This is a genomic window from Micromonospora sp. WMMA1947, from assembly GCF_027497355.1.
Lineage (GTDB): Bacteria > Actinomycetota > Actinomycetes > Mycobacteriales > Micromonosporaceae > Micromonospora.
Genome location: NZ_CP114909.1, coordinates 5375888 through 5402566, shown reverse-complemented (window position 1 = coordinate 5402566; position 26679 = coordinate 5375888). Strand labels below are relative to the sequence as shown.

Here is a 26679-nt window from a genome sequence, read left to right as displayed (position 1 = left end):
GGCTAGCATGGCCGCCGACGGCGAAGGGGAGTGGCTGATGCGCGACGGGTGGATCCGGGCGTTCGTGGTGGCGGCGTTCGCCGAGGGATGCTCGTGGGCGGCGCTGCTGGCCGGCATGGCGGTCAAGTACGGCCCACCCGGCAACGAGATCGGCGTGAAGATCTTCGGCCCGATCCACGGCGCGCTGTTCGTGGTCTACGGCCTGTTGACGCTCGTCGTCGCCCTGCGGCGTCGCTGGACGCTGATGCAGACCGGCCTGGCCCTGGCCAGCGCGGTGCCTCCGTTCGCCACTGTGCTGTTCGAGCGCTGGGCGCGCCGCCGGGGCCTGCTCGACGCGCCGGCCCCGGTCCAGCGGCAGCCGCTCACCCCCGCCGGTCGCTGACCCCGGCGAGTTCGTCGGCGAGGAAGCCGGCCAGCACGTCGGTCAGCTCCCGCGGCGCCTCCTCGGCCATGTGGTGCCCGGACGGAATCGAGGCCGTCCGTACGTCGTCGGCCCAGTCCCGCCAGATCGCGGCCGGGTCGCCGTACAGGTCGACCATGTCGTCGCGCTCGGACCAGGCGAACAGCACCGGGCAGCCGATCCGGCGGCCGGCGGCCCGGTCCGCGTCGTCCGCCGCCCGGTCCGGGCCGAGTCCGGCCCGGTAGTCCTCGCACATGGCGTGCACGGTGGCCGGATCGTGGATGGCGCGCCGGTAGTCGGCGTACGCCTGCTCGCCCATCTCCTCCGGTGATCCGCCGTACCAGGCGTCCGGATCGGCGTTTATGACCCGCTCGGCCGGCTTGGCGAGCTGGCCGAGGAAGAACCAGTGCCACCAGCGGGCGGCGAACCGGGCGTCGCAGCGGGCCAGCGCCTCACCGATCGGCACCCCGTCCAGCACGCCGAGGCGGCTCACCCGGTCCGGGTGGTCCAGGGCGGTGCGCATGGCCACGTACGCCCCGCGGTCGTGCCCGATCACCGCGGCCCGGCGGTGGCCGAGCGCGTCGAGCAGCCCGACCACGTCGGCGGCCATCGCCCGCTTGGAGTAGACGGTGTGTTCCGGGTCGCTCGGGGGCTTCGACGAGCCGCCGTAGCCGCGCAGGTCCGGGCAGATCACCGTGTGCCGCGCGGCCAGCCGGGGCGCCACCCGGTGCCAGGTCGCATGGGTACGGGGGTGCCCGTGCAACAGCACCACCGGTGGCCCGGAGCCGCCGTGGCGTACGCGCAGGCGCACCGCGCCGACGTCGATCTCGGTGAGCGTGAAGCCGGGGAACATGGCCGCAGCGGTGCCCGCCACCGGCGGCCGGGAAACCTAGGTGAGCGCCGAGCAGGCGGCCACGCCGAACAGCAGCACGGCGCCGAGCATCGCCTGCAGCAGCAGCGCCGGCCCCAGGTGCGACCAGAGGGTGGCGGTACGCGGGGTCAGCAGCTGCCCGGTGGTCAGGTTGACGATCCGCTCGATGCGCGGTGGCAGGTCCTCGTCGCGCTGCGGCCGCAACGTGAGCTGGACGTGGTCGCCGGGGTGCAGCGCGCTCTGCGGCAGGTGGCCGTGCAGCTCGACCTCGACCAGCCGGCCGGTGGCGTCCCGCACCCGGACCGGGGTGACCAGGAACTCCGGCCCCTTCTTCAGCTCCTTGAAGCTGCGCCGGGCCCCGCCGCCGCCACTGCTGAGCAACGCGCGCACCACCTTCAGCAGCAGCCCCACCACCCCGGCGGCGGTCAGCACCGCGACCAGCGCCGGCTGCCCGACCCGGACCTCCCGGGCGTAGCCCTCCATCAACCGGGCCAGACGCCCGGTGACGACGCGTTCCGTCGGGTGGACGACGCGTCGGCTGTACAGCTCCGTGTCCATGTTCACCACCGAGAGTCCCGTTCCGTGCACAGATGGTATCGGCCCTTCGGGTTGAACGACGTGAATGAACGGTGGTCACGCCCAGGGGAGCCGGCAGGTGAACTCCGCCGGGGCGCGGGTATGCGTGCGGCCGAGCCGGAAAGGGGTCGAGCATGCAGCTGTCCTTCCTGCGCCCGCTCTACGACCGTCCCGGGCCGTGGTGCTCGGTGTACATGGACGCCTCCCGCGACACCCAGGACGCGCGAGCGCAGGTCGACCTGCGCTGGCGGGCCCTCAAGGGCGACCTGCTGGGGCAGGGCGCCGACCCGGTCACCGTCGAGGCGGTGGAGGAGGTCGTCCGCCGGCACCAGCCGATGCCCGGTGACTACGGCATCGCCGTGTTCGCCAGCCGGGGCCGCGTGGTGCTCACCGAGTACCTGTCCGCGCCGCCGCTGCGCGACCTGGCGAGCTGGTCGGCGCTGCCGCACACCATGCCGCTCGTGGCCCAGCGCGGCGAGCAGGTGGCCTGGGTGCGGGTGCTGGCCGACCGTACCGGCGCGGACGCGATGGCGGTCAGCGCCGGCGGGGTGCCCCGGCGGGCCCAGGTGCAGGGCGGGCAGAGCCGCCAGCTGCGTCGGGTGCAGCCGGGCGGCTGGTCGCAGTCCCGCTACCAGCGCGCCGCCATGGAGGCGTGGCACCAGAACGCCGGTGACGCCGCGGCGGCCACGGCCGACCTGGCCGAGCGGGTCGGCGCGGACGTCGTCGTGGTGGCCGGGGACGTGCGGGCCACCGGCATGATCGCCGCCCAGCTGCCCGCGCGCTGGCAGGACGTGTTGGTCCGTACCGACGCGGGTGCCCGGGACGTGGGCGCCGACGACACGCTGATGGACGACATCACGGTGCAGACCGTCGCCGAGGTCGCCGACCGGCGGATCGCCGCCGCGCTGGACCGCTTCGGCGTCCAGGAGGACGTCGGCGCCGGACTCGACGCCGTGGTCTCCGCGCTGCAACGCAATCAGGTCGACACCATGCTCATCGTGGACGATCCGTCGGCCGACGGCGAGCTGTGGGTGGGCCCCGAGCCGACCGAGATCGCCACCGACCCGGCGCAGCTGAGCGGCATGTCGGTGGCCGACCCCCAGCGGGTACGCGCCGACGCGGCGCTGCTGCGCGCGCTGATCGGCACCGACGCGGACCTCACGGTGCTCGCGCCCGAGGAGGCGCCGGAACTGACCGACGGGGTCGGTGCGGTGCTGCGCTACGTCGACGCGAGCACGCCGGGGCGGGGTAATGGCTGAGCGGATCGTCGCCGACGTGGTGGTCGAACGCCTGCGGGCCTGGCGGGTGCCGCGGGTCTTCGGCTGCCCCGGCGCGGCGATCGCCCCGCTGGTGGGCGCGCTCGACGACGCGGGCGGGGACCCGGCGTTCGTCCCCGCCCGGCACGAGGAGACCGCCTCGTACATGGCCACCGGGCACGCGAAGTTCACCGGCGGCGTCGGGGTGTGCCTGGCCACCCAGGGGCCGAGCGCGGTGCACCTGCTCAACGGGCTCTACGACGCCAAGCTCGACAGCAAGCCGGTGGTCGCGATCGTCGGCGAGGACGTCACCGGCCCGCTCGGCGGCGCGCACGAGGAGATCGGGTTGAGCCGGCTGTTCGGCGACGTGTGCAACCAGTTCGTCCGCTACGGCCGCCGGCCCGAGCAGGTGCCGGCGCTGCTGGACCAGGCGTTCCGTACCGCCGCGGCGACCCGCAGCCCGACCTGCGTGGTGCTGCCGCGCGCGTTGCAGGTCACCGCCGTACCGGACCTGCTGCCGCAGACCGCCGGGGTGGTCACCGCGACGCCCGGCGAACCGCTGGCCCGGGTGCTGCCGCACGACGCCGACCTGGACGCCGCCGCCTCGCTGCTCGGCAACGGGCGGCGGGTGGCGATGCTGGTCGGCCAGGGCGCGCACGGCGCGGCCGACGAGATCGTCGCGCTCGCCGACCGGCTCGGGGCGGGCCTCGCCACGTCGCTGCTGGGCAAGCCGGTCCTCGACGAGCGGCTGCCGTTCCACACCGGTGTGCTCGGCGAGGTGGGCACCACCGCCGCCGCGCAGCTCATGGGCTCCTGCGACACGCTGCTGATGATCGGCACGAACGATCCGTGGACCGACTGGTTCCCGCTGCCCGGCCAGGTACGTACCATCCAGATCGACATCGACGGCCGCCGCATCGGCACCCGATACCCGGTGGACGTGCCGCTGGTCGGCGACGCCGCCGAGACGCTGCGGGCGCTGCTGACCCGGGTGCCGGAGCACCCCGGCCGGGAGTGGCGCGGCATGGTGGAGAAGATGGTGCAGCGGTGGCGCGGCACCGCCGCCGAGCGCGCCGCCACGCCCGCCGAACCGGTCGACCCGCGGCTGGTGCTCCGCGAGCTGTCCGCCCGGCTGCCCCGGCACGCCGCCGTCGCCGTGGACGTCGGGTCGGTGATGTACTGGTACGCCCGGCACCTGGAGCTGCCGCCGGGGGTGCGGGCCCAGATCTGCGGCACGCTCGGGTCGATGGGCTGCGCCCTGCCGTACGCGGTCGCGGCCAAGCTGGCCCGCCCGGACGAGCCGGTGCTCGCGCTGCTCGGCGACGGCGCGATGCAGCTCAACGGCCTGGCCGAGCTGATCACGGTGGCGCACCACTGGACGCAGTGGCGCGATCCGCGGCTGGTCGTGCTGGTGCTGAACAACAGGGACCAGTCCGGCGTCGGCGGGGGCCGGTCACCCGCTCAGCGGCGGCCCGAGGTGCCGTACGCCGGGTGGGCCCGCCTGCTCGGGCTGCACGGCGTACGGGTGGACCGGCCGGACCTGGTCGGACCCGCCTGGGACGAGGTGCTCGCGGCCGACCGGCCCGCCGTCCTGGAGGCGGTGGTGGACCCGGCCGTGCCGCTGGACGCGCCCGAACCGGCGCTGGCCGACCTGCGCGGCCTGGTGGCCGACGGGGACGCCGCCCGCCGGGTGCGGGAACGGGTGATCCAGACCGAGGCCATCGCGGCGGACGAAATCGTTTAGCGGCATCCGGGCGGGGCACTGCGACCGGGCGCAACCGTCCCGGGAGGTCCCATGTCCGTCACCGCCGACAGTCGTTACGGCCCCGCCCCGCTGCCCGCGGCGCGCGGGCCGGTCTCCGCCGCGTTGCTGGCCGCGCTGCGCGAGGCGCCACACGCGCTGCCGGCCGGGCTGGGCGAGCACCTGAACGCGGTGGCCGCGCCGCTGACCGACGAGGACCTCCAGCTCACCCTGTTCCTCTGCTACGAGCTGCACTACCGGGGCTGGTCCGGTGTCGACGAGGCGTGGGAGTGGGAGCCGTCCCTGCTGGCGCTGCGCGCCCGTGCCGAGCGGCCGTTCGAGGCGGCACTGCGCGAGCTGGCCGGCCCGCCGCCCGCGGTGCTGCCGGGCGCCGTGCCCGGCGCGCTGGCCGACCTGGTGGCCGCCGACGACGGCCCGCCGCTGGCCGCCACCCTGCAACGCCGCGCCGACCTCGACCGGTTCCGCGAGTTCGTCACCCACCGCTCGATCTACCACCTGCGCGAGGCCGACCCGCACAGCTGGGCGCTGCCCCGGCTCGGCGGCCCGGCGAAGGCGGCGCTCGTGGAGATCCAGACCGACGAGTACGGCAACGGCCGGCTGGACCGGATGCACGCCGAGCTGTTCCGCACCACGATGGACCGGCTCGGTCTGGACACCGGCTACGCCGCCCACCTGGACCGGGTACCGGCGGTGACGCTGGCGACGAACAACCTGATGTCGCTGTTCGGTCTGCACCGGCGGCTGCGCGGCGCGCTGCTGGGGCACCTGGCCGCGTACGAGATGACCTCGTCGCTGCCGAACCGCCGCTACGGCAACGGCCTGCGCCGGCTCGGCTTCGACGCGGTGGCCACGCGCTTCTACGACGAGCACGTCGAGGCCGACGCTGTGCACGAGCAGATCGCCGCGTACGACATGTGCGGCGGGCTGGTGCGGGCCGAACCGGCGCTCGCGTCCGACGTCCTGTTCGGGGCCGCCGCCGCGCTGGCGCTGGACGCCCTGTTCGCCGCGCACCTGCTGGAGGCCTGGCAGGCCGGCCAGTCCTCGTTGCGCCCACCCCACCAGGCCCTGGCCGCCGCCTGACCCCACCCCATCCCTCGCGATCTTGCAGATGGGGCCCTCCGAGTGCCCGGTTCGGGCGGTTTGCCGGGCACCAAAGTGCAAGATCGCGGGCGGAGGGGGGTGGGGGGTCAGCTCTCGCGGTTGCTGGGGGCCTGGAAACCCGCCACCTTGTGCGTGCCGTCGCAGAACGGCTTGATCGCGCTCTTGCCGCACCGGCACAGCGCCACCGTGCCCCGGCGCGTCTCGATCGGCGTCCCCTCGGGTGTGACAAGCGCGAAGTCGCCGCGTACCAGCAGTGGTCCGTCCCGGTACGGGGTGATGATCGCCGCCGGGGTGCTCTCGTCGTCGGGCATGCGCGGTGCAGTGCCCGTCCCGGTCCGGCCCAAACCCGCACCCGAGCGCCGTTGCGCCCGCGACGGCGGGCACGCGGCGCGACGACGTACCTGGGTGTCGCGGGCGGTGCCGTTACCGGGCGGGCCTTGGTCCTGGCCCGTGGGGAGATGCCCCGTTTAGACCCCAGAGGGACGGGAAGCCGGGCCGCGTGGTGAGCGAACGAGTCGAACGGACGCCGGTCAGCGGCGCGGGGCTGCCCGTGGAGCGGGTGGTGGCGCCGAGCAGCGCCGCCCGGATCCTGGTCGCCGCGACCGCCCGGGCGCTGCGCGGCGACGACTGCGGCGACCTCGGTCACCCGGGCGCGCTGTCCCGCCTCACCGGCGCGCCCGAGCCGGTGCGCCGCGCCGCCGCCGTCCGGGCCGCCGCGCGGGCGGCGCTCACCGCCGACCAGATCGCCGCCGTGGACGCCGAGCGGGTCGCCGGGTGGTTCGCCGGACAGTACCCGCAGCGGCGCTGGCCCGGCGTGGTGCTCGGCTCACCGCACGGCGCCGCCGCCCACCTCGCGACGGCGCTCGGCGTGCCCTGGCTCCCGGCCGGGTTCGAACTGGCCGGGCAGTGGGCCCGGGGCGCGGTGGACCGCCCCGACGACGCGTACGCGCACGGGGCGACGCTGGCCGCCCGGCTGCTCGCCGGCAACCCGCGTGTGCACGTCCGTCAGGTGCACTGCCCGGCGAGCCGGGGTGCGGCGGCAGGCGCGGCGGTGACGTTCGCGGTGCGCTGGCGCACGCTGCCCCGGGCGTACGCGGGCTTCCTGGCCGAGCGGCTGGAACCGGCCGCGCCGGTGCTGCTGCTGCACGACGCCCGGACCTGGCCGGTACGCGACTGCGGCGACGGGCACAGCTTCCAGGCCGGCTGCCCGGCCGGTGGCCTGGACCCGGTCGACTTCCACCCGGACGCCCGCGCGCTGGGCCAGGTGCTCCGCGCGTCCGGTGGGGACGAGACGCGCTGGACGGCGCCGGAGGTCACGGTGGCGGGCGCCTTCGCCGAGCACGGCGTGGAGTCCGGTTTCGAACACGACGCCCGCTCCTGGGGCGACCGGCACGGGCATCCGCTGCACCGGGTGGTCGTGCCGCAGCCGGACGCGCTGAGCGCGGTGACCGCCGACCTGTACCGGCGCTGGCTGCGGCGGGCCGGCAAGACCGGGAACCGGCTGGTGGTGGAGTGCGGCCGGCTGCTGGACCCGGCGCAGGTGCTGCGGGCCGGCCTGGTGCCCTACTGGTGCGAGAACGCCACCGCGCGCCGGGTCGCCGGCGTCGAGTGGTGGCTGGCCGGCAGCGAGCCGTTCAGTTCGGTGGACGTGCTGCCGGAGCCGCCGGGTCTGCGCTCGCCCGCGTACGCGGGGCTGCCGCAGTGGCTGGCCGTGGCCGGCTTCGGACGCCGCCGGCGGGCCCTGGACCGGGGCGCCGCGCGCGGTTACCCGGTCGCCTCGGTACCCACCCGACGTGCCACGGAGGTGTTGCGCAACCAGCCCTGCGACCTGCCCGCGCCGCCGCCGCTGCGGATGGCCGAGGCCCTCTCCGCGCTGCGGGACGCGGGCGCGCACCAGGGCCTGCTGGTCTCCTGACCCGCCGCCGGGACCGGCTGCCGGCCAACCTGGCGAAACTTCCTCGCGATCCTGCGGTCCGTGATTGAGTACCTACGGAGCGGGAAGACCGCTCGCCGCGAAACGGCCCACGACGCCGTGCGGCGGGCAGCCACCGCTTTCGACGTATCCGTCACGTAACCCAACTTCCTCACCCGGTGCGTGGTCCGACCACGCGCACGACCGGTTCCGACCGGGCGGGGGCTCTTCGGCGAGGGGGCGCGGATGTTCGGACAGACCACCACACCCACACCACCGACCACCGACCGGGGTCTGGAGGACCTGGACGCGGCGGCGCTCGCGTACGCGGCCCGGATCGAGGGCCTGCCACCGGAGCGGCGGCAGGAGGCGCGGGACGACCTGGTCCGGTTCGCGTTACCGTTCGCCGGCCGGCTCGCCCGCCGCTACCGCGGGCGCGGTGAGCCGCTGGAGGACCTGGAACAGGTGGCCCGCCTCGGCCTGGTCAACGCCGTCGACAGGTACGACCCGGAACGCGGTTCGTTCACCGCGTACGCGGCCATCACCATCGTCGGTGAGATCAAACGGCACTTCCGCGACCGCACCTGGGGCGTGCACGTGCCGCGCCGGCTGCGGGACCTGATCCTCGAGGTGGGACAGGCCACGGCGACGCTGACCAGCGAGCTGTCCCGCGCTCCGACGGTGGCGGAGCTGTCCGCCCGGCTGGAGACGCCGGAGGAGGAGATCCTGGCCGCGCTGGAGTCGGCCGCCGGCTACAGCCCGGCGTCGCTGAACGCGCCGGTGGGCGGGGAGAGCTCGGCCGAGTTCGGCGACCTGGTCGGCGAGTCCGACCACGCGCTGGAGTCGGTGGACGACCGGGTCACTGTGAGCGGCCTGCTGCACCGGCTGCCCTGGCGGGAGCGCCGCATCCTGGCGATGCGCTTCTACGGCAACCAGACCCAGGCGGAGATCGCCGCCCGGTTCGGCATCTCGCAGATGCACGTGTCCCGGCTGTTGTCGCGGGCGCTGACCTGGCTGCGTCAGGCGATGCTGGCCGAGGCGCCGCCGCCCTGGCAGAACGGCGCGGCCGAGGCCGAACCGGGCAAGGCGCGGATCTCGGTGAAGCAGAACGGCGACCGGGTGGTCGTCGAGGTCGGCGGCGAGGTGGACCGGGCCGGCGCGGACCAGTTGCGCCGGGCCGTGCTCCAGGCGGTCACCGGGCAGCCCCGCGAGGTGGTGGTCGACCTGGTGGGTGCCGGTGGCTTCGACGCCGGCGGGATCGCCGCGCTGATGGCCGGCCGGGAGGCCGCCGCGCGGACCGGGGTGCCGCTGCGGCTGACCCGGGTGCAGCCGGCGGTGCGCCGCTCGCTGGCCGCGGCCGGACTGCCGGCCGCCGACTGACCCACCGCACGTACCGCGCCGGCTCCCACCACGGGGAGCCGGCGCGCGGCGTACGACAGGAGGGCCGGCGCCCGACGGCGCCGGCCCTCCTGCGATGTCTCAGTTCTCCGGGGTGTCCCCGTGCCCGCGCGGGTGCCGCCACCTGTCGTTCGGCTGCTCGTCGCGCTCGGCGTTGAGCACGCTGCCCTCGGGCTCGTCGGTCTCCTCGAAGCTGGGCCGGCGCACCTCCTCCGGCACCGGCACCTCCACCGGGCGGGCGCCGGACTGCGGCGCCGGCTGGTAGTCCACCGCCTCGGGCGCGCCGTACGCGCCGCCGGCCGACGGCGACTCCGGCACGTGCCGTTCGTGGTGCAACTCCTCGCTGAAGCTCTGCGGCGGCTTGGTGGTGCGCTGCGGCAGGTCCCGGCCCAGGTCGGCGACGAGCGGGCCGTACTTGGCGTCGAACGCCGGCCGCTCGGAGCGGATCCGCGGCATCCGGTCGAAGTTGCGCAGCGGCGGCGGGCAGGTGGTGGCCCACTCCAGCGAGTTGCCGAAGCCCCAGGGATCGTCCACGGTGACCATCGCGCCGTACCGCCACGACTTCCAGATGTTCCAGATCACGAACAGGGTGGACGCGCCGAGGACGAACGAGCCGATGCTGGAGATCGTGTTCAGCGTGGTGAAGCCGTCGCCGGGCAGGTAGTCGGCGTAGCGGCGCGGCATGCCCTCGTTGCCCAGCCAGTGCTGCACCAGGAACGTGGCGTGGAAGCCGATGAACATGGTCCAGAAGTGCATCTTGCCGAGCCGCTCGTCGAGCATCCGCCCGGTCATCTTCGGGAACCAGAAGTAGAGGCCGCCGAACGCGGCGAACACGATGGTCCCGAACATCACGTAGTGGAAGTGCGCCACCACGAAGTACGTGTCGTGCACGTGGAAGTCCACCGGCGGGCTGGCCAGCAGCACCCCGGTCAGGCCGCCGAGCAGGAATGTCACCAGGAAGCCGATGGCGAACAGCATCGGCGTCTCGAACGTGATCTGGCCCTTCCACATGGTGCCGATCCAGTTGAAGAACTTCACGCCGGTCGGGACCGCGATCAGGAAGCTCAGGATGCTGAAGAACGGCAGCAGCACCTGGCCGGTGGCGAACATGTGGTGCGCCCAGACCGTCATCGACAGCACCGTGATGGCGACGGTGGCCAGCACCAGGCCGGTGTAGCCGAAGATCGGCTTGCGGGAGAACACCGGGATGATCTCGGTGATGATGCCGAAGAACGGCAGCGCGATGATGTAGACCTCGGGATGGCCGAAGAACCAGAACAGGTGCTGCCAGAGCATCGGCCCGCCGGTCGTCGGGTCGTACACGTGCGAGTGCAGGAGCCGGTCCGAGGCCAGCGCCATCAGCGCGGCGGCCAGCAGCGGGAACACGAAGATCACCAGCACGCTGGTGAGCAGCGCGTTCCAGGTGAAGATCGGCATCCGGAACATGGTCATGCCCGGTGCGCGCAGCGTCACGATCGTGGTGATCAGGTTGACCGCGCCGAGGATCGTGCCCAGGCCGGACACGGCCAGGCCGACCACCCACAGGTTCCCGCCGACGCCGGGGGAGTGCTGCGCGGTGCTCAGCGGCGTGTACGCGGTCCAGCCGAAGTCCGCCGCGCCGGCCGGGGTGGCGAACCCGCCGACGACCATCAGCGCGCCCAGGAAGTAGAGCCAGTACGCGAACGCGTTCAGCCGGGGGAACGCCACGTCAGCGGCGCCGATCTGCAGCGGCACCAGGTAGTTGGCGAACCCGAAGAACAGCGGGGTGGCGAACAGCAGCAGCATCACCGTGCCGTGCATGGTGAACATCTGGTTGTACTGCTCGGGGGAGACGATCTGCATCCCGGGCCGGGCCAGCTCCGCCCGGATGATCAACGCCAGGATCCCGCCGACGACGAAGTACCCGAACGACGTGATCAGGTAGAGCAGGCCGATCTGCTTGGCGTCGGTGGTCCGCAGCAACCGCCACAGCGCGTTGCCCTTCACCGCTTCCCGTACGGGCCCGGGGTAGCCCCCGAACCGGGCCGGCGCGAGGATCGCGGGCCCCCGGTCTCGTGCCGGTTCCGTGACTACCCGCTTGGGCATGGCTTCTCACCCCGTGTGACGACAGACAGGACGGGCGGGCGTACCCGGCCCTCTGCCCATGTAACCAGGCGAGAGCGGAGAATTCGGTCAGTTCGCCGGGAGCATGGCCCAGACGACCTTGCCGGCGCCGACCGGAGTGCTGCCCCAGCGCTGGGTCAGCTCGCGCACCAGCATCAGCCCCCGGCCGCCCTCGGCACGCGGGTCGCGGCTGCTCGCGGCGCGCGCGTCGGCCGGGCTGCCGTCCATCACCGCCACCCGCAGGTACGGCCGGCGCAGCGTCAACGTCACCTGCATCGGGGTGCCGGCGTGCCGCACCACGTTGCCGACCAGCTCGGTGAGCACCAGCGACGCCGGCCCGGCCAGCTCCGGCACGTTCCACCTGCCGCACGCCTCGGTGACCAGCTCCCGGGCCCGCCGGCAGGCGCCGGCGACCGGCTCCAGCCGGGCCCGCAGCCGGGGTGCCGCGTCCGCGCCGGCCAGCGCCGTGGCCTCGGCGCAGTCCCGGCGGACCGGCACCACCCGGCAGGCGGTGGTCTCGTTGAGCCAGGCTGCCGTGTCGGCGCAGGGAGCGGCGAGCACCATCGGCACCGCCGGCCAGTCGGCGGCGCGCCGCGCGGCGGCGGCGAAGACGGACAGCGCCAGCGGCTCGCCGACCTCGATCTCCTCCAGGTCGACCACCAGCGCGTCCGGCTGCGCGGCGAGGCAGCTGTCGAGCACCTCGTGCACCGCGCGCATCGTGCCCAGGTCGAGCGCTCCGGCCAGCCGTACGACAGTGACCGGCGACTCGTCACGGACCTCGCACCTGATCCGGGTCACCATCGCCGTCCTCGTTTCCTTCTCGTCGGGGAGGACTACGGACGTACCCGGGCCCCGGACCGGTGAAACCGGGCATCCGGGCCGCCGGGGCGCAGGTCAGCGGCGGTCGCCGCGCCGCGCCGCGACCAGCCCCGACGCCAGCATGGCGGCGCCCAGCAGCAGATGCAGCCACGAGTCGGCGCGGTTGACCGCCAGCACGTTGGCCGCATCGCGTCCGTCGATCGCCAGGCCGGCGAGCCAGAGCACCAGATAGACCGCCCCGGCGCCGACCAGGAACGCGCGGGCGCCGGCGACGGTACGGGCCAGCAGCAGCCCGGCCAGCCCCAGCACCAGGTGCACCAGGTTGTGCACCACCGAGACCTGGAACACCCCGAACAGCCGGGCGCCGGAGCCCGGCCCGGCGAGGCGCAGATCCGCGTAGTCGCTGGTGATGCCCGGCACGAACCCCAGCGCGCCGAGCAGCAGCAGGAGCACGGCGAACCCCGAGGCGATCCGGCGTACCGGCGCCCGCCCGTCGGCCGGGTTGCGCCGCGCCCGGGAGTGCGCCATCGAGTTCGTCACGCCGGCCTCCTCGCCACCGCGGGAAGCGCCGGTTTCCCGCGGCCGGCGGGGGCAAACGCCGGCCCGGCCGTGGGGCGGCCGGGCCGGCAGGCGTGCTCGTGGGGGATCAGGCGGGCTGCAACGGCTTCGCCGCGCCCGCCCGGACCCGGTCGTACAGTTCCACGTACCGCTGCGCCATCCGGGCCGGGGTGAACCGCGCGGCCGCGACGCGCCGGCACTCGGCCGGTTCCAGCCCGTCGGCGGCGAGCACCAGGTCACCCAGTTCCTGCTCGTCGCCGGTGAGCAGGCCGGTGCGGCCGTGCTCGATCAGCTCCGGCAGGCAGCCCCGGGCGGTGGCCACCACCGGCGTACCGAGTGACAGCGACTCGACCACCGCCGTGCCGCCCGGCTCCTCCCAGCGCAGCGGGAACAGCGACGCCCGCGCCGAGGCGACCAGGTCGTCGCGCTCCCGGCCGGCCACCGTGCCGACCCAGCGCACCCGGTCGCCGTCCACGTGCGGCGCGACGTGGTCGTAGAAGAAACGCACGTCCGGGTTCTGCCGGGCCTCGTCGCCGGCCGCGGCCAGATCCTCCGGCCGGTGGTACGGGCCGACCGGCCCGGCCAGCACCAGCCGGAAGCCGGTTTCCTGCGCCAGCCGGGCGCCCAGGTCCTGCCCCTTGCCCGGGTTGATCCGGCCGAGGATCACCACATGGTCGCCCTTCGCCACCGGCGCGTGCCGGTCCGCGTCCACGGCGAGCGGGGTGGACAGGTGCACGTGTCCCACCGAGTGCGCCCGCAGTGCCTCCGGCGCGCGCGCCAGCTGCGAGGCGGACACGCCGTTGACCCGTACCCGGTCGCCGCCGTCGAGGTTGCCGTACAGCTCCGGGTGCTTGGCGAGGTCCCAGTGCAGCGTGTGCAGCACCGGCGGGGCGTCCGGGCCCATCGCGGCGAGCGTGGCCAGCCCGACCGCCTCCACGTGGTCGTGCACCAGGTCGATGTCGTCGCGGGCGTGCAGCGCCCGCACCACCCCGGACAGGTGCGCCTGGGAGACGCCGCAGACCTGGTTGTACGGCCGCTGCAACGCGTGGAACTGGCCGTCCGGGAAGACCGCGATCCGCTCGTCGACAGGCAGCGTGCTGCTCTCCACCGAGGCGAGCACCACCCGCACGCCCAGGCGGCGCAGCTCCGGCACCAGCGTGGCGATCACGTTCTCGATGCCGCCGTACCCGGGCGGCGGCACGGACAGCCACGGCCCGGCGTTCATCAGCACGGTGAGCGTCATGCGCTGTCCTCTCTCCGGGTTGCCCCGCTCACGCGGCGACCCGGCGGCGGGGGAGGCGGTGCCGCAACTGCGCCAGCGGCGGGCGTTCCTGCACCGACACGTCGTTGACCACGATCTCGCGGTCCAGATTGGGCAGCGTCTCCGAGCCGCCCCGGCGGAACTGGGTCAGCAGCGCGGTCGGCGCCGTCCCGGGCGCCGCCCAGCCGCGCCGTTGCAGCCGCGACCAGGCGGTCAGCATGATCTGCGCGGACATCCGGCCCAGCGCGGCGGTGTCCTGGTGCCGGTGCTTGCGCTCGCCCAGGTCGACCTGGGCGAGCGCGTCCAGCCCGACCAGGTCCAGCAGGTCGATCAGCATGGCCGTCTCGACGCCGTACCCGGTGACGAACGGCACCCGCTCCAGCACCTCACGGCGGCCGGCGTACTCGCCCGCGAGCGGCTGCACGAAACCGGCCAGCTCCGGCCAGAACAGGTTGAGCAGCGGCCGGGCCATCAGCTCCGTCACCCGCCCGCCGCCGTCGGGCTCCACGCTCGTCGCACCGACCAGCGGCCGGTGGTAGAACCCCTTCACGAAGTCCACGCTCGGATCGGTGAGCAGCGGTCCGAGCAGCCCGGTCACGAAGTGCGGCCGGAACTCGCGCAGGTCGGCGTCGATGAACGCGACCACGTCCCCCTCGGCCGCGGCCAGCCCGGCCCAGAGCGCGTCGCCCTTGCCGGTCAGCCGGGGCAGCCCGCGGGTCATCGCGTCCTGGCCGACCACCTCGGCGCCGGCCGCGCGCGCCACCTGGGCGGTCCGGTCGGTGGACCGCGAGTCGACCACGATCAGCTCGTCGACGAGCGGTACGCGGTCCATCAGGTGCTCGCGGACGGTCGACACGATCGCGCCGACTGTCGCCTCCTCGTTGCGGGCCGGCAGCACCACGCTGACCCGGCTCGCGCCCTTCGCCCGGACCAGTCGTCGCGCCGGCCAGTCGTCGGCGGTGCTGGTGCGGTACGTGGCCCACGCCTCCACCACTGGTGAGACGGTCGAATCTGTTTCCCGCACGGGCACCCCCATCGATGGTGGAATCGCGGATCTGGTTTTCCCAATCCCGCATCCGCGCTAACCGGATCTTGCCCAACATCCTGATCACCTGGCGCGTACCGGGAGGTTCCGGGCGGATGAACGTTACGTTGCGCACCCGGCGGCGTTTGGCGCGACGCCGGCGGGGGGAGTGGTGTTCGCAGTCTTTGCCGTCGTGGAGAGGTTGTGGCCGATGCGTGCCTGCCGGGTGGGACTTGTCGGAGCCGGCGGGGTGGCGCAGCGCCACGCCCGGGTGCTCACCGGCTTCGAGGACGTGGAGCTGCTCGGCGTGACCGACGTGGCGCCGGACGCGGCGCGGGCGCTCGCCGGCACGTACGGCGGCCGGGTGTTCCGCGACGTGGACGAGCTGCTCGCCGCCGGCCCGGACGCGGTGTACGTGTGCGTGCCGCCGTTCGCGCACGGCCCGGTCGAGGAGGCGGTGGTCGCCGCCGGCGTGCCCATGTTCGTGGAGAAGCCGGTGGCGATCGACCTGGAGACCGCCGAGCGGGTCGCGGCGCTCGTCCAGCAGCGCGGGCTGCTCACCGGCGTCGGCCACCACTGGCGCTACCTGCACGTGGTGGAGGAGGCCCGGCGGCTGCTCGCCGGCCGTCCGGTGCGGATGGTCAACGGCGCCTGGCTGGACAAGGTGCCGCCGGTGGCGTGGTGGGCGCGGCGGGACCGCTCCGGCGGCCCGGTGGTCGAGCAGGCCGCGCACGTGCTGGACCTGGTCCGGCTGCTGGCCGGTGAGGCGGTCGAGGTGACCGCGTACGGCGACGGCACCCCGCCGCCGGTCGACAGCGCCGACATCGACTCGGTGACCGCCGCCACGCTGCGCTTCGGCTCCGGCGCGGTCGGCACGCTCGCCGCGTCCTGCGTGCTGGGCTGGAAGCACCGGGCCGGCGTGGAGATCCTCGCCGACGGGCTGGCGCTGTGGCTGGCCGAGGACGGCCTGACCGTCCGCGACGCCGACGGCGAGCGGCACCTGCCCGCCGACCCGGACGGCGCGCGGGTCGCCGTCGACAGGGCGTTCGTCGACGCCGTGTGCGGCCTCGGCGACGACGTCCGGGTGCCGTACGCCGAGGCGCTGCGCACCCACCGGCTCGCGCTCGCGGTGGCCGAGTCGGCGCGTACCGGACGGCCGGTGGCGCTGCCGACCGGCCCGGCGGCCCGGCTCACCGCGGCGGTCGCGGACGCGGGGGTGAGCGTCGATGCGTGACCGGGTGGTGGTGGTCGGCGGCCCCGGCCGGGTCGAGCTGGCCGAACTGGACGCGCCGGAGCTGCGCGAGGGCACGTTCCGGGTGGAGACGCTCTACAGCGGCGTCTCGGCCGGCACCGAACTGAGCTTCGTCAAGGGCACCAACCCCTATCTGCACGTCACCTGGGACGCCGGGCTGGGGCTGTTCCGGCCGGGGGAGGCGAGCACGCCGTACCCGGTGACCCGGCTCGGCTACATGCAGGTCGGGCGGGTGGTGGAGAGCCGCACCCCGGCCGTCGCGGTGGGCGAGGTGGGCGCCATGACGTACGGGCACCGCAGCGGCTGGGTGGCCGACCCGCTCACCGAACGGTTCGTGCCGCTGCCCGACGACCTGGACCCGATGCTCGGCGTCTACGTCGCGCACATGGGCCCGATCTGCGCCAACGGGCTGCTGCACGCCGCCGCCGACCTGTGCGGCGCCGACGTGCGCACGCTCGGCGACGGCGTACGCGGCCGGCGCGTGGCGGTCGTCGGCGGCGGCGTGGTCGCGCTGCTCACCGCGCTGTTCGCCCGCCGCCACGGCGCCGCCTCGGTCGTCGTGGTCGACCCGACGCCGGCCCGGCGGCAGGTGGCCGAGGCGCTCGGCCTGGACACGCTCGACCCGGACGCGGACGACCCGGCCGCGGTGCTCAAGACGCGGTGGAACCACGCGGCCGGGGACCGGGGCGCCGACGTGGTCTTCCAGTGCCGCGGCCAGGACTGGGCGTTGCAGCTCGCGCTGCGCCTGCTGCGCCCGCAGGGCACGGTGATCGACCTGGCGTTCTACCAGGCGGGCGCGGACGCGGTGCGGCTCGGCGAGGAGTTCCACCACAACGGGCTGTCGCTGCGCTGCGCGCAGATCGGCCGGGTGCCGCGCGGGCTGGCCCCCACCTGGGACCGGGAGCGGCTGTCCGCGGAGACGGTGGAGCTGCTGCGCCAGTACGGCGACGTGATCCGCAAGCACCTGATCTCGGCCGTAGTCCCCCTGGACGAGGCTCCCACCCTGCTGACCGACCTGGCCGAACGCCGCCGCACAGAACTCCAGGTGGTCCTGACCCCCTGAGCCCCCTTTTCTCAGGCGTCGATCATGAGGTTGGCGGCGACAAAACGGACGCCGAACGCCGCCAACCTCATGATCGACGGAAGCGGACGGGAAGGGCGGAACCCGGCGCGCGGCGGGCGGGGGTCACAATCGGCTCCGGTTCGCGTACCGTTGCCGCTCATGGGTGTGTCGCAACGGTTGAAGACCAGGTTCCGCCGGTTCCTCCAGCGCCCGGGGACGACAGTCGACCTGGCGCCGCTGGAGAAGCTGCTGCCGGCGATCGAGGCGCGCGAGGCGGACCTGGAGCAGCTCTCCGACGCCGAGCTGACCGAGGCCGCCGGTCAGGCGTCGGGATACGAGGAGATCTGCGCGATCGGCCGCGAGGCGGCCCGGCGCGGGCTCGACCAGCGCCCCTACGGCGTGCAGCTGCTCGGCGCGATGGCGCTGCTGTCCGGCAAGGTCGCGGAGATGGCCACCGGTGAGGGCAAGACGCTCACCGCGACCGTCGCCGCGTACGGGCACGTGCGGCTGGGCAACGGGCCGGTGCACGTGCTCACCGTCAACGACTACCTGGCCCGCCGCGACGCCGAGTGGATGACCCCGGTCTACGACCTGCTCGGACTGACCGTCGGCTGGGTCAACGAGGCGTCCACGCCCGACGAGCGGCGCGCCGCGTACGCCTGCGACGTCACCTACGTGTCGGTCAGCGAGGCCGGTTTCGACTTCCTGCGCGACCAGCTCGTCACCGACCTGGCCGACCGGGTGCAGCCGCCGCTGAAGACCGCGATCGTGGACGAGGCCGACTCGATCCTGATCGACGAGGCCCGGGTGCCGATGGTGCTGGCCGGCGCGGTCGGCGGCGAGCAGGACCCGGTGCACGCGGCCGCCGCGCTCGTGCGCGGGCTGCGCAAGGGCAAGCACTACACGGTCGCCGAGGACGGCCGCAGCGTCGCCTTCACCTCGGTCGGCCTGGCCACCGTCGAGGCCAAGCTCGGCGGCATCGACCTGTACGACGAGGAGCACGTCGGGCAGCTCTCCGCGGTGAACGTGGCGCTGCACGCGCACGCCCTGCTGCACCGGGACGTGGACTACATCGTCCGGGACGACTCGGTCGAGCTGATCGACGAGATGCGCGGCCGGGTCGCGCAGCGCCGCCGCTGGCCGGACGGGCTCCAGGCCGCGGTCGAGGCGAAGGAGGGCCTGGACGCCACCGCCGAGGGCGAGGTGCTGGGCACCGTCACCGTGCAGGCGTACATCGCGCTCTACCCGACGGTCTGCGGCATGACCGCGACCGCGGTGCTCGTCGGCGACCAGCTCCGTGAGTTCTTCGGCCTCGAGGTCGCGGTGATCCCGCCGAACACCCCCTGCGTCCGCGAGGACGAGCCGGACCGCATCTACGCCACCCGCGCCGAGAAGGAGGAGGCGCTGGTCGACGAGATCACGCGCTGCCACCAGGCGGGGCGGCCGGTGCTGGTCGGCACGCTCGACGTCAAGGAGTCCGAGGGGCTGGCCGCCGCGCTCAACGCCGCGGGCGTGTCGTGCGTGGTGCTGAACGCCAAGAACGACGACGAGGAGGCCGGGATCATCGCCGAGGCCGGCGCGTACGGCGCGGTGACGGTCTCGACCCAGATGGCCGGCCGGGGCGTGGACATCCGGCTGGGCGGCAGCGACCAGGCCGACCGGGACCGGGTGGCCGAGCTGGGCGGCCTGTACGTGATCGGCAGCGGCCGGCACGACAGCCGCCGGGTCGACGACCAGCTCCGCGGCCGGGCCGGCCGGCAGGGCGACCCGGGCGGGTCGGTGTTCTTCGTCAGCCTGGAGGACGACCTGGTGGTCCGGCACGCCGGCGACACCGTGCCGGCCTCGCCCCGGATGAACGCCGACGGCCTGGTCACCGACCCGCAGGTCGACTACGCCGTGGAGCACGCCCAGCGCGTCGCCGAGGGCGTCAACCACGAGATCCACCGCAACACGTGGCGCTACAGCCAGGTGATCGAGCAGCAGCGCAAGGCGCTCGCCGAGCGCCGGGAGCGGCTGCTGACCAGCGACATCGCGGCGCTGATGCTGCTGGAGCGGGTGCCGGAGAAGGCCGGCGAGATGGACGAGGACCTGCTGGCCGACGTGGCCCGCAAGATCGCCCTCTACCACCTGGACCGGCTCTGGGCCGACCACCTGGCCGAGCTGTCCGAGGTCCGCGAGGGCGTGCACCTGCGGGCGCTGGGCCGGCTCGACCCGCTTGACGAGTTCCACCGCAGCGCGGTGCCGGCGTTCAACGCGCTCGTCCCCGAGATCGAGACGCGTACCGTGGCCACGTTCGAGGAGACCGAGTTCGACGAGGGCTGGGAGCCGGACTCGTCGAAGCTGGTGCGGCCGAGCGCCACCTGGACGTACCTGGTGCACGACAACCCGTTCGGCTCGGAGCTGGACCGGCTGATCGCCTCGGTGGGGCGGCGGCTCATCTCCGGGTCGCGCTGATCCAGGCGGAAAGGCCCCTACCGGTCGCACCGGGAGGGGCCTTTTTGCGCGGTTTCGCCCGCGGTCTGGGAGGGTAGTAGGCCGAGGCCCGGCCACAGGAGGGACGGACATGGGACAGGCAACGGCGCCGAGCGGGTACGTCGGGTGGACGGTGGAGGCCACGGCCCGGTGAACCTCGACACGCGCCAACCCATGATCGACAACCTTGGTGTGCTGGAGACCGCCGCGCTGCTGCGTGAGCTGACCGCCGGACTGATCGGCGCGGCCGGGTTCGACGAGGCGCTGGGCCGCCTGGTCCGCATCGCCCGCGACGCCGTGCCGGGCGTGGACTGCTGCGGCTTCACCGCGTTGCGCGCCGGTGAGCCCGCCGGGGTGGCCGCCTCCGACCCGGGCCGGGCCGAGCTGGACGACCTGCGGCACGGCCCGGACACGCCGGCGCTGACGGCGATCCGCCGCCGGGAGATGGTCATCGCGGGCGGGCTGCCCGGCGAGACGCGCTGGCCGGCCTGGAGCGAGCGGGCCCGCGCGCTGGGCGTGCACGGGGTGATCTCCGCCCCGGTCGACGTGGACGAGCAGGTCATCGGCGCGATCAACCTGTACGCCGAGTCGCCGGAGGCGCTCACGCCCCGGCACCAGCTCACCGCGATGCTGCTCGCCGAGCACGCCGGGTTGCTGCTGGCTGCCGTCCGCGACCGCGAGCGGGCCGCCTCCCGGGCCGGTGAGATCGACGACTCGCTGCTGGCCGAGGGCGTGGTCGGGCAGGCCGTCGGCGTGATCATGACGCAGCGCGGCTGTCCCGCCCCGGAGGCCCTGCGGGTGCTGCGCAGCGCCGCCTCCTCGTTGGACATCCCGCTGCGCGAGGTGGCCGAGCGGCTCGTGCTGACCGTCTCCCGGCCCAGGGACAACTGAGCGACAGTCGTTTCGCCTCGCGGCGCCCCGGGTAGCACTCTGGACTGGTGAGCTGCGCGGACCTGGGGAGGAAGCGATGCAGAGCCGGCTGCGGGTGCAGGGGCACCCCATCCAACCGATGCTTGTCACGTTCCCGTTCGGCCTGTTCGTCTGCGCGGCGGTCTTCGACCTGGCCGACGTGGCGGGCGGCCCGGCGTTCCTCGGTGAGGTGGGCTACTGGACCGCCGTGGCCGCGCTCGTCGCCGCCGGGCTCGCCACCGTCGCCGGGCTGGTCGACCTGTGGGACGTCCGCGCCGGGCGGACCAGCCGGACCGTGCTGACGTTCAACCTCGTCAACGCCGTCATGGCGGGCCTGTTCCTGCTGTCCTGCCTGATCCGGGCGAGCGCGCCGCAGCGGGGCGCGAACGGTGCCCTGCTCGCGGCCGAGCTGGTCGGGCTCGCCGTCGGCGCGGTCGGGGTGGCGCTGGGCGCGCGGCTGATGCAGCAGTTCGACCGGGCCGGCGAGCCGACCGGCGTCGAGAGGTTCGCCGACGTGCCCCCGGGCGCCACGGTGGAGATCCCCCGCCCGCGCCCGTTCTGACCGGGCGCCGCCGGCCGGAAGCCGCTGCTTCTACCGAGGCACGTCGTCGGTGGCCGGCGCGGGACGGTGCGCGGTGGCGTGGTGGGCGGCCAGCACGTCGGCGCCGAAGTCACCGGCGGGGCGGCGCAGCACGGTGTGCGCGTGGTTGCCGTCGTCGGTGGTGTTGTCGTACTCGATCAGCAGGTCCTCGCCCTGCACCCGGTAGTAGTGCCGCCGGCCCGGCTCGACCGGGCCGGCCCAGGCGAAGTGCAGTTCGCCGCCGTCGAGGCGGGCGGCCTCGCGGGCCGCCAGCTCCGGCGGCAGCCGGTCCAGGTAGAGCGCGACGAGCCGGTCGAGCAGGGCCCGGCCGGTCGGCCGCAGCCGCCCCCGGGGTACGCCGGGCGGGTCGAGGCGGCCGGGGGCGGTGGCCCGGGTGGCGCTGATGATGTCGGCGGGCGCCTCCTCGGCGATGATCGCGGCGGACCGGCCGTCCGGGCCGAGCGCGTCGAGCAGTTCCCGGGCCAGATCCTCCTCCGGGCCGAGCGGCCGGGTCACCGGGCGCCCGGCGTGCCGCACGGTGGCCGGGTTGGCGCCGAGGAAGACCGGCGCGGGGGAGACCCGGTCGTCGGCGACGGTCATGCTCACCGACAGGTGGTGCCCCTCGAACCGCCAGGCCCAGGTGTCGTCCCGGGCCGGGTCGCCGAAGACGGCCACCCAGTAGTCGCCGCTGTGCCGGCCGCGCCGCCAGTCCTCGGCCCGGTCCAGCACCTCCTCCAGGGCCATCACGGTCATTGCCTGCGCGTACGCCGCCGGGCTGAGCGCGGTGGCGAGCAGCCGGTGGGCGGCCTTGCGGGCGTCGACGTCCAGGCCGGCGAGCGCGACGCCGGGCCGCGGTCGCGGCCGGTACTCCAGCCACCGCCGGGCCGGCTCGTCGTCGAAGGCGTGCCGGGCGGCGTCGCGGGCCGGCTCGTCCAGCGCGGCCAGGAACGCCGCCGCGGCCGCGCGCATCTGCTCGGGTACGGGATCCTCCACCGTCTCTGTATACCGCCTGGGGCTCACTCGCGGCCGAGCAGCGCCAGCATGTCCGGCAGCTCGAAGAACCGGGCGGTCTCGACCGCGGACGGGCCGCCGTGGTCCGGGTCGGCGCCGGCGTCGAGCAGGGCGCGGACCGCTGCCTCCTGGCGCCGGAACACCGCCGCGGCGAGCGCGGTCTGCCCCCTGTCGTTCACCCGCGCCGGGTCGGCGCCGCGGGCCAGCAGCGCGGCCACCGTGTCCGGGTGGGCGTGGTACGCGGCGAGGATCAGCAGCGTGTCGCCCTTGGCGTTGGTGAGGTTGACCGGCAGCCCGGCGTCCACGTTGGCCGCCAGTTCCTCGGTGGCGCCGGCCCGCGCCAGGTCGAACATCCGGTGGGCGAAGGCGATGGTCTCGTCGTCGAGTTCGTCGGGCATCCGCCCAGGCTATGGCGTCGCGGCCGGACGCGCCTGGTAGCTTGCGCAGCCGGGCACGGGAGGCGCGGGCATGGACGATCGGGTGTACGTGGGCAACGCGGCGGTGGACGGCGCGACCGACGCGGGCTGGCTGCTGGGCCACTTCAAACCGGCCGGGGACGTGCGGCACAGCACCGACGTGGAGGTGAAGTGGGGTGTGCACCCGGCGGGGGAGACGCGCTCCCGGTGGGCCACCGGCGAGCGGCGTACCGCCCTGCTGGTGCTGATCAGCGGCGCGTTCCGGATCGAGCTGCCGGATCGGACGGTGGTGCTGCGCGCGCCCGGTGACTACGTGGTGTGGGGCCGGGGCGTGGACCACTCCTGGTACGCCGAGCGGGAGTCCACGGTGCTCACCGTCCGCTGGCCCTCGGTGCCGGGGTACCGGGTGGATCCGCCGGTCCTCCGCTGAGGGCGTCCCAGCATCTGGTATTACCTACTAAACCGATAGGCTTTACCGTCTAAGCTGTGGGGGTACATCCGCTCCGCACCGTGAGGACGCACCGCCGATGACCAGCACCGTTCCCGCCGACCTGCTCGCCGTCGCCGCCCGCTGGGCCGACCCGGACGCCTGGCCGGTGCCGCTGCGGTTCGAGGCGCCCGACCGCTGGTACGCCCGGCTGGACGCCGGCGACGAGCACGAGGTGTGGGCGCTGAGCTGGCTGCCCGGACAGGGCACCGACCTGCACGACCACGGCGGCTCCGCCGGTGCCTTCCTGGTCGTGGCCGGCGTGCTCACCGAGGAGACGGTCGGCGGCGGGCGGCTGCGCCCGCACCGGCTCGCCGCCGGAGCCGGCCGGCGCTTCGGCGCACGGCACGTGCACCGGGTCGCCAACCGCGGCGACGTGCCCGCCGTCAGCGTGCACGTGTACCGGCCGGCGCTGACCCGGATGACCCGCTACCACCTCGTCGCCGGCCGGCTCCGGGTCGCCGAGGTGGCCCGAGCCGGTGTGGCCTGGTGAGCCGCCCCCGCAACCCCGACGACCGGAAGGACGCCGCGATGGCGCAGACCTCCACCACCGGAACACAGTGCTGTCCGGTCCCGCCGCCCGGCTCGCGGGGCATCGACGAGATCCTCGCCGCCGCCCGGGCCCGCCTGCGCCGCCTCGACCCGGAGCAGGCCCACCTGGCGTGCCGGGGCGGCGCGCTGCTGGTGGACATCCGCCCGGCCGCCCAGCGCGCCGCGCAGGGCACCGTGCCGGGCGCGCTCGTCGTCGAGCGCAACGTCCTGGAGTGGCGCTTCGACCCGCGCTGCGCGGCACGGCTGCCGCAGGCGACCGGTTACGACGTACCGGTGATCGTGCTCTGCCAGGAGGGCTACACCTCGTCGCTGGCCGCCGCCGCGCTCCAGGACATCGGCCTGCACCGGGCCACCGACGTCGTCGGCGGCTTCGCCGCCTGGCAGATCGCCGGCCTGCCCACCCTCGGTCCCACCCCGCCGACCCGACCCTCGTCCGCCGCGCCCCCGGTCACCGCCGGAGGGGCGCTCCGCTGACCGTCCCGCCGCATCCGGCGGGGCGGGGCGACCGCCCGCACAGGAGGCTCCCATGTCCGTCGTCGCCCTCCCCACCCGTCCGGCCCGGCCGGGCCGTCCCGACCGGGCCGGGCCGCCCCGGCCGCGTACCGCACCGACCCTCACCGTCACGATCGACCTTGGCGCCGGGCCGCTGACGCCGGGCCTCGCGCGCCTCGTCGCCCTGCTCGACGAACTCGCCGCCTCCGGGGAAGGGCGTGCCGCCCTCGGCGAGGGACCGGACGACCGCCCGGCCGCCCGTACCGTGCTCGACCTGCGCCGCGGCGAGGCCCCCGCCCCGGCGGCGCCCGCCCCCGGCGGGGTGCGCATCCTCACCGGCACCCGGCGGGTCCGCCACGGCGGCGCCGAGGTCCCGCTCACCCGCATCGAGTACGAGCTGCTGCTGTTCCTCGCCGAACATCCCCGCCGCGTGTTCACCCGCCTGCAACTTCTCGCGAACGTCTGGGGCTACGAGCACGCGGTGGCGCGCACCGTCGACGTGCACGTCCGCCGGCTGCGGGCCAAGTTCGGGCCGGACACACCGCTGGTGACCACCGTGTACGGCGTGGGCTACCGCCTCGCCGACGACGCCGCGATCGTCGTGGACCGCGACGCCTGACCCGGCCGAACGGCACGCGGCGCACCCCGGCCCGGGGTGCGCCGCGTTCACGTTCGTCGCTGAGCCGCCACTGTGAACCCCCGGGGAGACCCCCCGTACCGTCCCGAATCGGTGCTCTGCTGTAATCAACGGGCCTCGCACGCAGAGCGAGCGCACGGCTGCGATGTGTTCGTCAAATGTCACATTCATGCAACGCGGCCGCCCCTTGACCCTCGCAGAGCCGCCGGGAAGCATCGATGAAGCGGCGTCCCGGGCCGTGGGGAGATACCCGGACCAGCCCAAGGAGGACCATGTCGGTCAGCCCCGCCTCGTCGCGCGCCGGATGGCATACGTCCCAACCCGCGGTCCCCGGTCGACCTCCCGGCGGCCAGCGTCGCCCCGCCAACACCGCCGCCGGGCCCATGCTCACCGTCACCCTCACCATTCCGCTGGCCTGCGAGGAGTCGCTCACCCCGGCCGCCCGCCGGCTGCTCGACGCCGCCCGCGAGATGCTCGAACGCGGCGACGCGGTGGTCAGCGCGGGCACGGTCCCGGCCGAGCGCCGGCCCGACGTCCCGGCCGGCCGCGCTCCGGCGCGCCCGCTCGCCCCGACCATCCCCACGCTGCACATCCTCGCGTCGTCCCGGTCGGTGCTGCGCGACGGCGAGCCGCTGCCGCTGACCCGCCTGGAGTTCGACCTGCTGCTGCACCTGGTCGCCCACCCCCGCCGGGTGTTCACCCGCCTGCAACTGCTCAACGCCGTCTGGGGGTACGAGCACGCCGGCGTCCGCACCGTCGACGTGCACGTACGCCGCCTGCGCGGCAAGGTCGGCGTGGACGTCCCGCTCGTCACCACCGTCTACGGCGTCGGTTACCGGCTCGCCGACGACGCCCGGGTCACCATCGACCGCACCGGCTGACCACCGGGACCACCACCCGACGACCGCCGCCGGACGGAGCCCCGACCGCCCGGAGCGATCATGTGGTGACCCGCCCGTCCGCGCGGCAGGATGGTCCGATGCGCGTGCGCCCGATCAGCCCCGACCTGCTCGTCACCGAGCTGGCCGAGCGTCTCGCCCGCACCGGGACGCCCGGCCGGCTGCGGGTCGCCGTGGACGGCCCGCCCGCCGCCGGTCCGGCCGCGCTCGCCGACGCGCTCGTCGACCCGCTGCGCGCCGCCGGCCGGCCGGTGCTGCACGTGCGCGCCGACGACTTCCTCCGCCCCGCCTCGGTGCGCCTGGAGCACGGCCGCACCAACCCGGACGCCTACTACGAGGGCTGGCTCGACGAACCGGGGCTGCGCCGCGAGGTGCTCGACCCGGCCGGTCCGGACGGCTCGGGCCGGCTGCTGCCGTCGCTGTGGGACGCCGCCGCCGACCGGGCCAGCCGGGCCGCGTACGTGGATCTGCCGCCCGGCGGCGTGGTCCTGGTCAGCGGCGCGCTGCTGCTCGGCGGCGCGCTGCCGTTCGACGTCACGGTCCATCTCGTGCTCTCCCCGGCGGCGCTGCACCGGCGCACCGACCCGGCGCTGCGCTGGACGCTGCCCGCCTTCGCCCGCTACGCCGACGAGGTCGTCCCCGCGTCCTTCGCCGACGTGGTGGTCCGTGCCGACGACCCGCGCCACCCGGCGCTCGTCGAGGCCGCCTGACCAGCGGCTGCGGACTCACCGGAAACACTCAGGAAAAAGGCGGTTTGCCCCGCCGGAGCCGGGGGTAATCGCCCGGCTCACAGAGCACGGGTGATCTCGTCGCCCGCGCTTTCACAGTCGGACCAGGTCCGGGGCGCTGGCCGCCCCGGACCGGTATG

The 26679-nt window shown here is 74.8% G+C and carries 27 protein-coding genes; 17 read left to right on the top strand and 10 right to left on the bottom strand.

Going from position 1 to position 26679, the window contains the following annotated elements; translation table 11 throughout:
* The first annotated feature begins 37 nt into the window (after positions 1-37).
* Positions 38-382 carry a DUF3817 domain-containing protein gene (locus O7604_RS25475; RefSeq protein ID WP_269706516.1) on the top strand — a complete coding sequence of 115 codons (345 nt, stop codon included), beginning with the start codon at positions 38-40 and terminating at the stop codon, positions 380-382.
* Here the strand turns inward: O7604_RS25475 and O7604_RS25470 are convergent.
* A complete protein-coding gene (locus tag O7604_RS25470; RefSeq protein WP_281580001.1) occupies positions 363-1253 on the bottom strand; it encodes an alpha/beta hydrolase in 891 nt (296 codons plus the stop codon). The two genes, O7604_RS25475 and O7604_RS25470, sit on opposite strands and share 20 nt — an antisense overlap.
* A gap of 36 nt (positions 1254-1289) precedes the next feature.
* Positions 1290-1838 carry a hypothetical protein gene (locus tag O7604_RS25465; RefSeq protein WP_269706515.1) on the bottom strand — a complete coding sequence of 183 codons (549 nt, stop codon included), beginning with the start codon at positions 1836-1838 and terminating at the stop codon, positions 1290-1292.
* Positions 1839-1981: 143 nt separating this feature from the next.
* On the opposite strand from O7604_RS25465, the gene O7604_RS25460 reads away from it, so the two are divergent.
* Genes O7604_RS25460 through O7604_RS25450 form a run of 3 tightly spaced genes read left to right on the top strand, consistent with a single transcriptional unit; the run spans position 1982 to position 5945 of the window.
* A complete protein-coding gene (locus O7604_RS25460; RefSeq protein ID WP_269706514.1) occupies positions 1982-3106 on the top strand; it encodes a Vms1/Ankzf1 family peptidyl-tRNA hydrolase in 1125 nt (374 codons plus the stop codon).
* Entirely contained in the window at positions 3099-4847 is a 1749-nt protein-coding gene (locus O7604_RS25455; protein WP_281578024.1) for a thiamine pyrophosphate-binding protein, read from the top strand. Before O7604_RS25460 ends, O7604_RS25455 begins: the two co-directional genes overlap by 8 nt.
* Before the next feature lie 51 nt (positions 4848-4898).
* On the top strand, positions 4899-5945 hold the full coding sequence (locus O7604_RS25450) for an iron-containing redox enzyme family protein (protein ID WP_269706512.1): 1047 nt from the start codon (positions 4899-4901) through the stop codon (positions 5943-5945).
* A 107-nt stretch (positions 5946-6052) separates the two neighbouring features.
* Here the strand turns inward: O7604_RS25450 and O7604_RS25445 are convergent, their stop codons facing one another.
* Positions 6053-6277 carry a CDGSH iron-sulfur domain-containing protein gene (locus tag O7604_RS25445; protein ID WP_269706511.1) on the bottom strand — a complete coding sequence of 75 codons (225 nt, stop codon included), beginning with the start codon at positions 6275-6277 and terminating at the stop codon, positions 6053-6055.
* 188 nt (positions 6278-6465) lie between these two features.
* Between O7604_RS25445 and O7604_RS25440 the strand changes: the two genes are divergently transcribed.
* Positions 6466-7881 carry a hypothetical protein gene (locus O7604_RS25440; RefSeq protein WP_269706510.1) on the top strand — a complete coding sequence of 472 codons (1416 nt, stop codon included), beginning with the start codon at positions 6466-6468 and terminating at the stop codon, positions 7879-7881.
* A gap of 243 nt (positions 7882-8124) precedes the next feature.
* Positions 8125-9258, top strand: coding sequence for a SigB/SigF/SigG family RNA polymerase sigma factor (locus tag O7604_RS25435; protein ID WP_194801648.1), 1134 nt, complete (start codon positions 8125-8127; stop codon positions 9256-9258).
* Positions 9259-9357: 99 nt separating this feature from the next.
* On the opposite strand, the gene ctaD is transcribed toward O7604_RS25435, so the two are convergent.
* The 5 genes from ctaD to O7604_RS25410 all read right to left on the bottom strand — a co-directional run bounded on the left by ctaD (position 9358) and on the right by O7604_RS25410 (position 15008).
* Positions 9358-11361: a cytochrome c oxidase subunit I gene (gene ctaD / locus O7604_RS25430; protein ID WP_281578023.1), complete on the bottom strand. Its 2004-nt coding sequence runs from the start codon at positions 11359-11361 to the stop codon at positions 9358-9360.
* Positions 11362-11448: 87 nt separating this feature from the next.
* Positions 11449-12180, bottom strand: coding sequence for an ATP-binding protein (locus O7604_RS25425; protein WP_269706507.1), 732 nt, complete (start codon positions 12178-12180; stop codon positions 11449-11451).
* 93 nt (positions 12181-12273) lie between these two features.
* Positions 12274-12726: a DUF4383 domain-containing protein gene (locus O7604_RS25420; protein WP_281580000.1), complete on the bottom strand. Its 453-nt coding sequence runs from the start codon at positions 12724-12726 to the stop codon at positions 12274-12276.
* Positions 12727-12844: 118 nt separating this feature from the next.
* Positions 12845-13999 carry a glycosyltransferase gene (locus tag O7604_RS25415; RefSeq protein ID WP_269706505.1) on the bottom strand — a complete coding sequence of 385 codons (1155 nt, stop codon included), beginning with the start codon at positions 13997-13999 and terminating at the stop codon, positions 12845-12847.
* Between the two features lie 28 nt (positions 14000-14027).
* The gene (locus O7604_RS25410) at positions 14028-15008 is read right to left on the bottom strand and encodes a glucosyl-3-phosphoglycerate synthase (RefSeq protein ID WP_269707100.1); all 981 of its coding nucleotides are present in this window, start codon (positions 15006-15008) and stop codon (positions 14028-14030) included.
* Between the two features lie 244 nt (positions 15009-15252).
* Between O7604_RS25410 and O7604_RS25405 the strand changes: the two genes are divergently transcribed.
* From O7604_RS25405 to O7604_RS25385, 5 genes are all read left to right on the top strand, one after another.
* The gene (locus O7604_RS25405) at positions 15253-16275 is read left to right on the top strand and encodes a Gfo/Idh/MocA family oxidoreductase (protein ID WP_269707099.1); all 1023 of its coding nucleotides are present in this window, start codon (positions 15253-15255) and stop codon (positions 16273-16275) included.
* Positions 16268-17356 (top strand): zinc-binding dehydrogenase, encoded by a 1089-nt coding sequence (locus O7604_RS25400; protein WP_281578022.1) that lies wholly within the window; start codon positions 16268-16270, stop codon positions 17354-17356. Before O7604_RS25405 ends, O7604_RS25400 begins: the two co-directional genes overlap by 8 nt.
* Before the next feature lie 159 nt (positions 17357-17515).
* Entirely contained in the window at positions 17516-19810 is a 2295-nt protein-coding gene (secA2, locus tag O7604_RS25395; protein WP_281578021.1) for an accessory Sec system translocase SecA2, read from the top strand.
* Between the two features lie 168 nt (positions 19811-19978).
* A complete protein-coding gene (locus O7604_RS25390) occupies positions 19979-20719 on the top strand; it encodes a GAF and ANTAR domain-containing protein (RefSeq protein ID WP_269706501.1) in 741 nt (246 codons plus the stop codon).
* Positions 20720-20795: 76 nt separating this feature from the next.
* Positions 20796-21299, top strand: coding sequence for a DUF2231 domain-containing protein (locus tag O7604_RS25385; protein WP_269706500.1), 504 nt, complete (start codon positions 20796-20798; stop codon positions 21297-21299).
* Positions 21300-21329: 30 nt separating this feature from the next.
* Here the strand turns inward: O7604_RS25385 and O7604_RS25380 are convergent, their stop codons facing one another.
* Complete coding sequence (locus O7604_RS25380) at positions 21330-22310, bottom strand: DUF3500 domain-containing protein (protein ID WP_269706499.1); 981 nt, start codon at positions 22308-22310, stop codon at positions 21330-21332.
* Between the two features lie 23 nt (positions 22311-22333).
* On the bottom strand, positions 22334-22726 hold the full coding sequence (locus O7604_RS25375) for an ankyrin repeat domain-containing protein (RefSeq protein WP_174536356.1): 393 nt from the start codon (positions 22724-22726) through the stop codon (positions 22334-22336).
* 70 nt (positions 22727-22796) lie between these two features.
* Here O7604_RS25375 and O7604_RS25370 point away from each other — a divergent pair, with 70 nt between their 5' ends.
* From O7604_RS25370 to O7604_RS25345, 6 genes are all read left to right on the top strand, one after another.
* Positions 22797-23174, top strand: a complete 378-nt coding sequence (locus O7604_RS25370) for a signal peptidase I (protein ID WP_269706498.1) — start codon at positions 22797-22799, stop codon at positions 23172-23174.
* Between the two features lie 97 nt (positions 23175-23271).
* A complete protein-coding gene (locus O7604_RS25365; protein ID WP_269706497.1) occupies positions 23272-23724 on the top strand; it encodes a cysteine dioxygenase family protein in 453 nt (150 codons plus the stop codon).
* Between the two features lie 38 nt (positions 23725-23762).
* Positions 23763-24257: a rhodanese-like domain-containing protein gene (locus tag O7604_RS25360; protein WP_281579999.1), complete on the top strand. Its 495-nt coding sequence runs from the start codon at positions 23763-23765 to the stop codon at positions 24255-24257.
* 52 nt (positions 24258-24309) lie between these two features.
* The gene (locus O7604_RS25355) at positions 24310-24894 is read left to right on the top strand and encodes a winged helix-turn-helix domain-containing protein (protein WP_281578020.1); all 585 of its coding nucleotides are present in this window, start codon (positions 24310-24312) and stop codon (positions 24892-24894) included.
* A 290-nt stretch (positions 24895-25184) separates the two neighbouring features.
* Complete coding sequence (locus O7604_RS25350; protein WP_269706494.1) at positions 25185-25793, top strand: winged helix-turn-helix domain-containing protein; 609 nt, start codon at positions 25185-25187, stop codon at positions 25791-25793.
* A 98-nt stretch (positions 25794-25891) separates the two neighbouring features.
* Positions 25892-26521 (top strand): uridine kinase, encoded by a 630-nt coding sequence (locus O7604_RS25345; RefSeq protein ID WP_281578019.1) that lies wholly within the window; start codon positions 25892-25894, stop codon positions 26519-26521.
* Positions 26522-26679 lie beyond the last annotated feature (158 nt).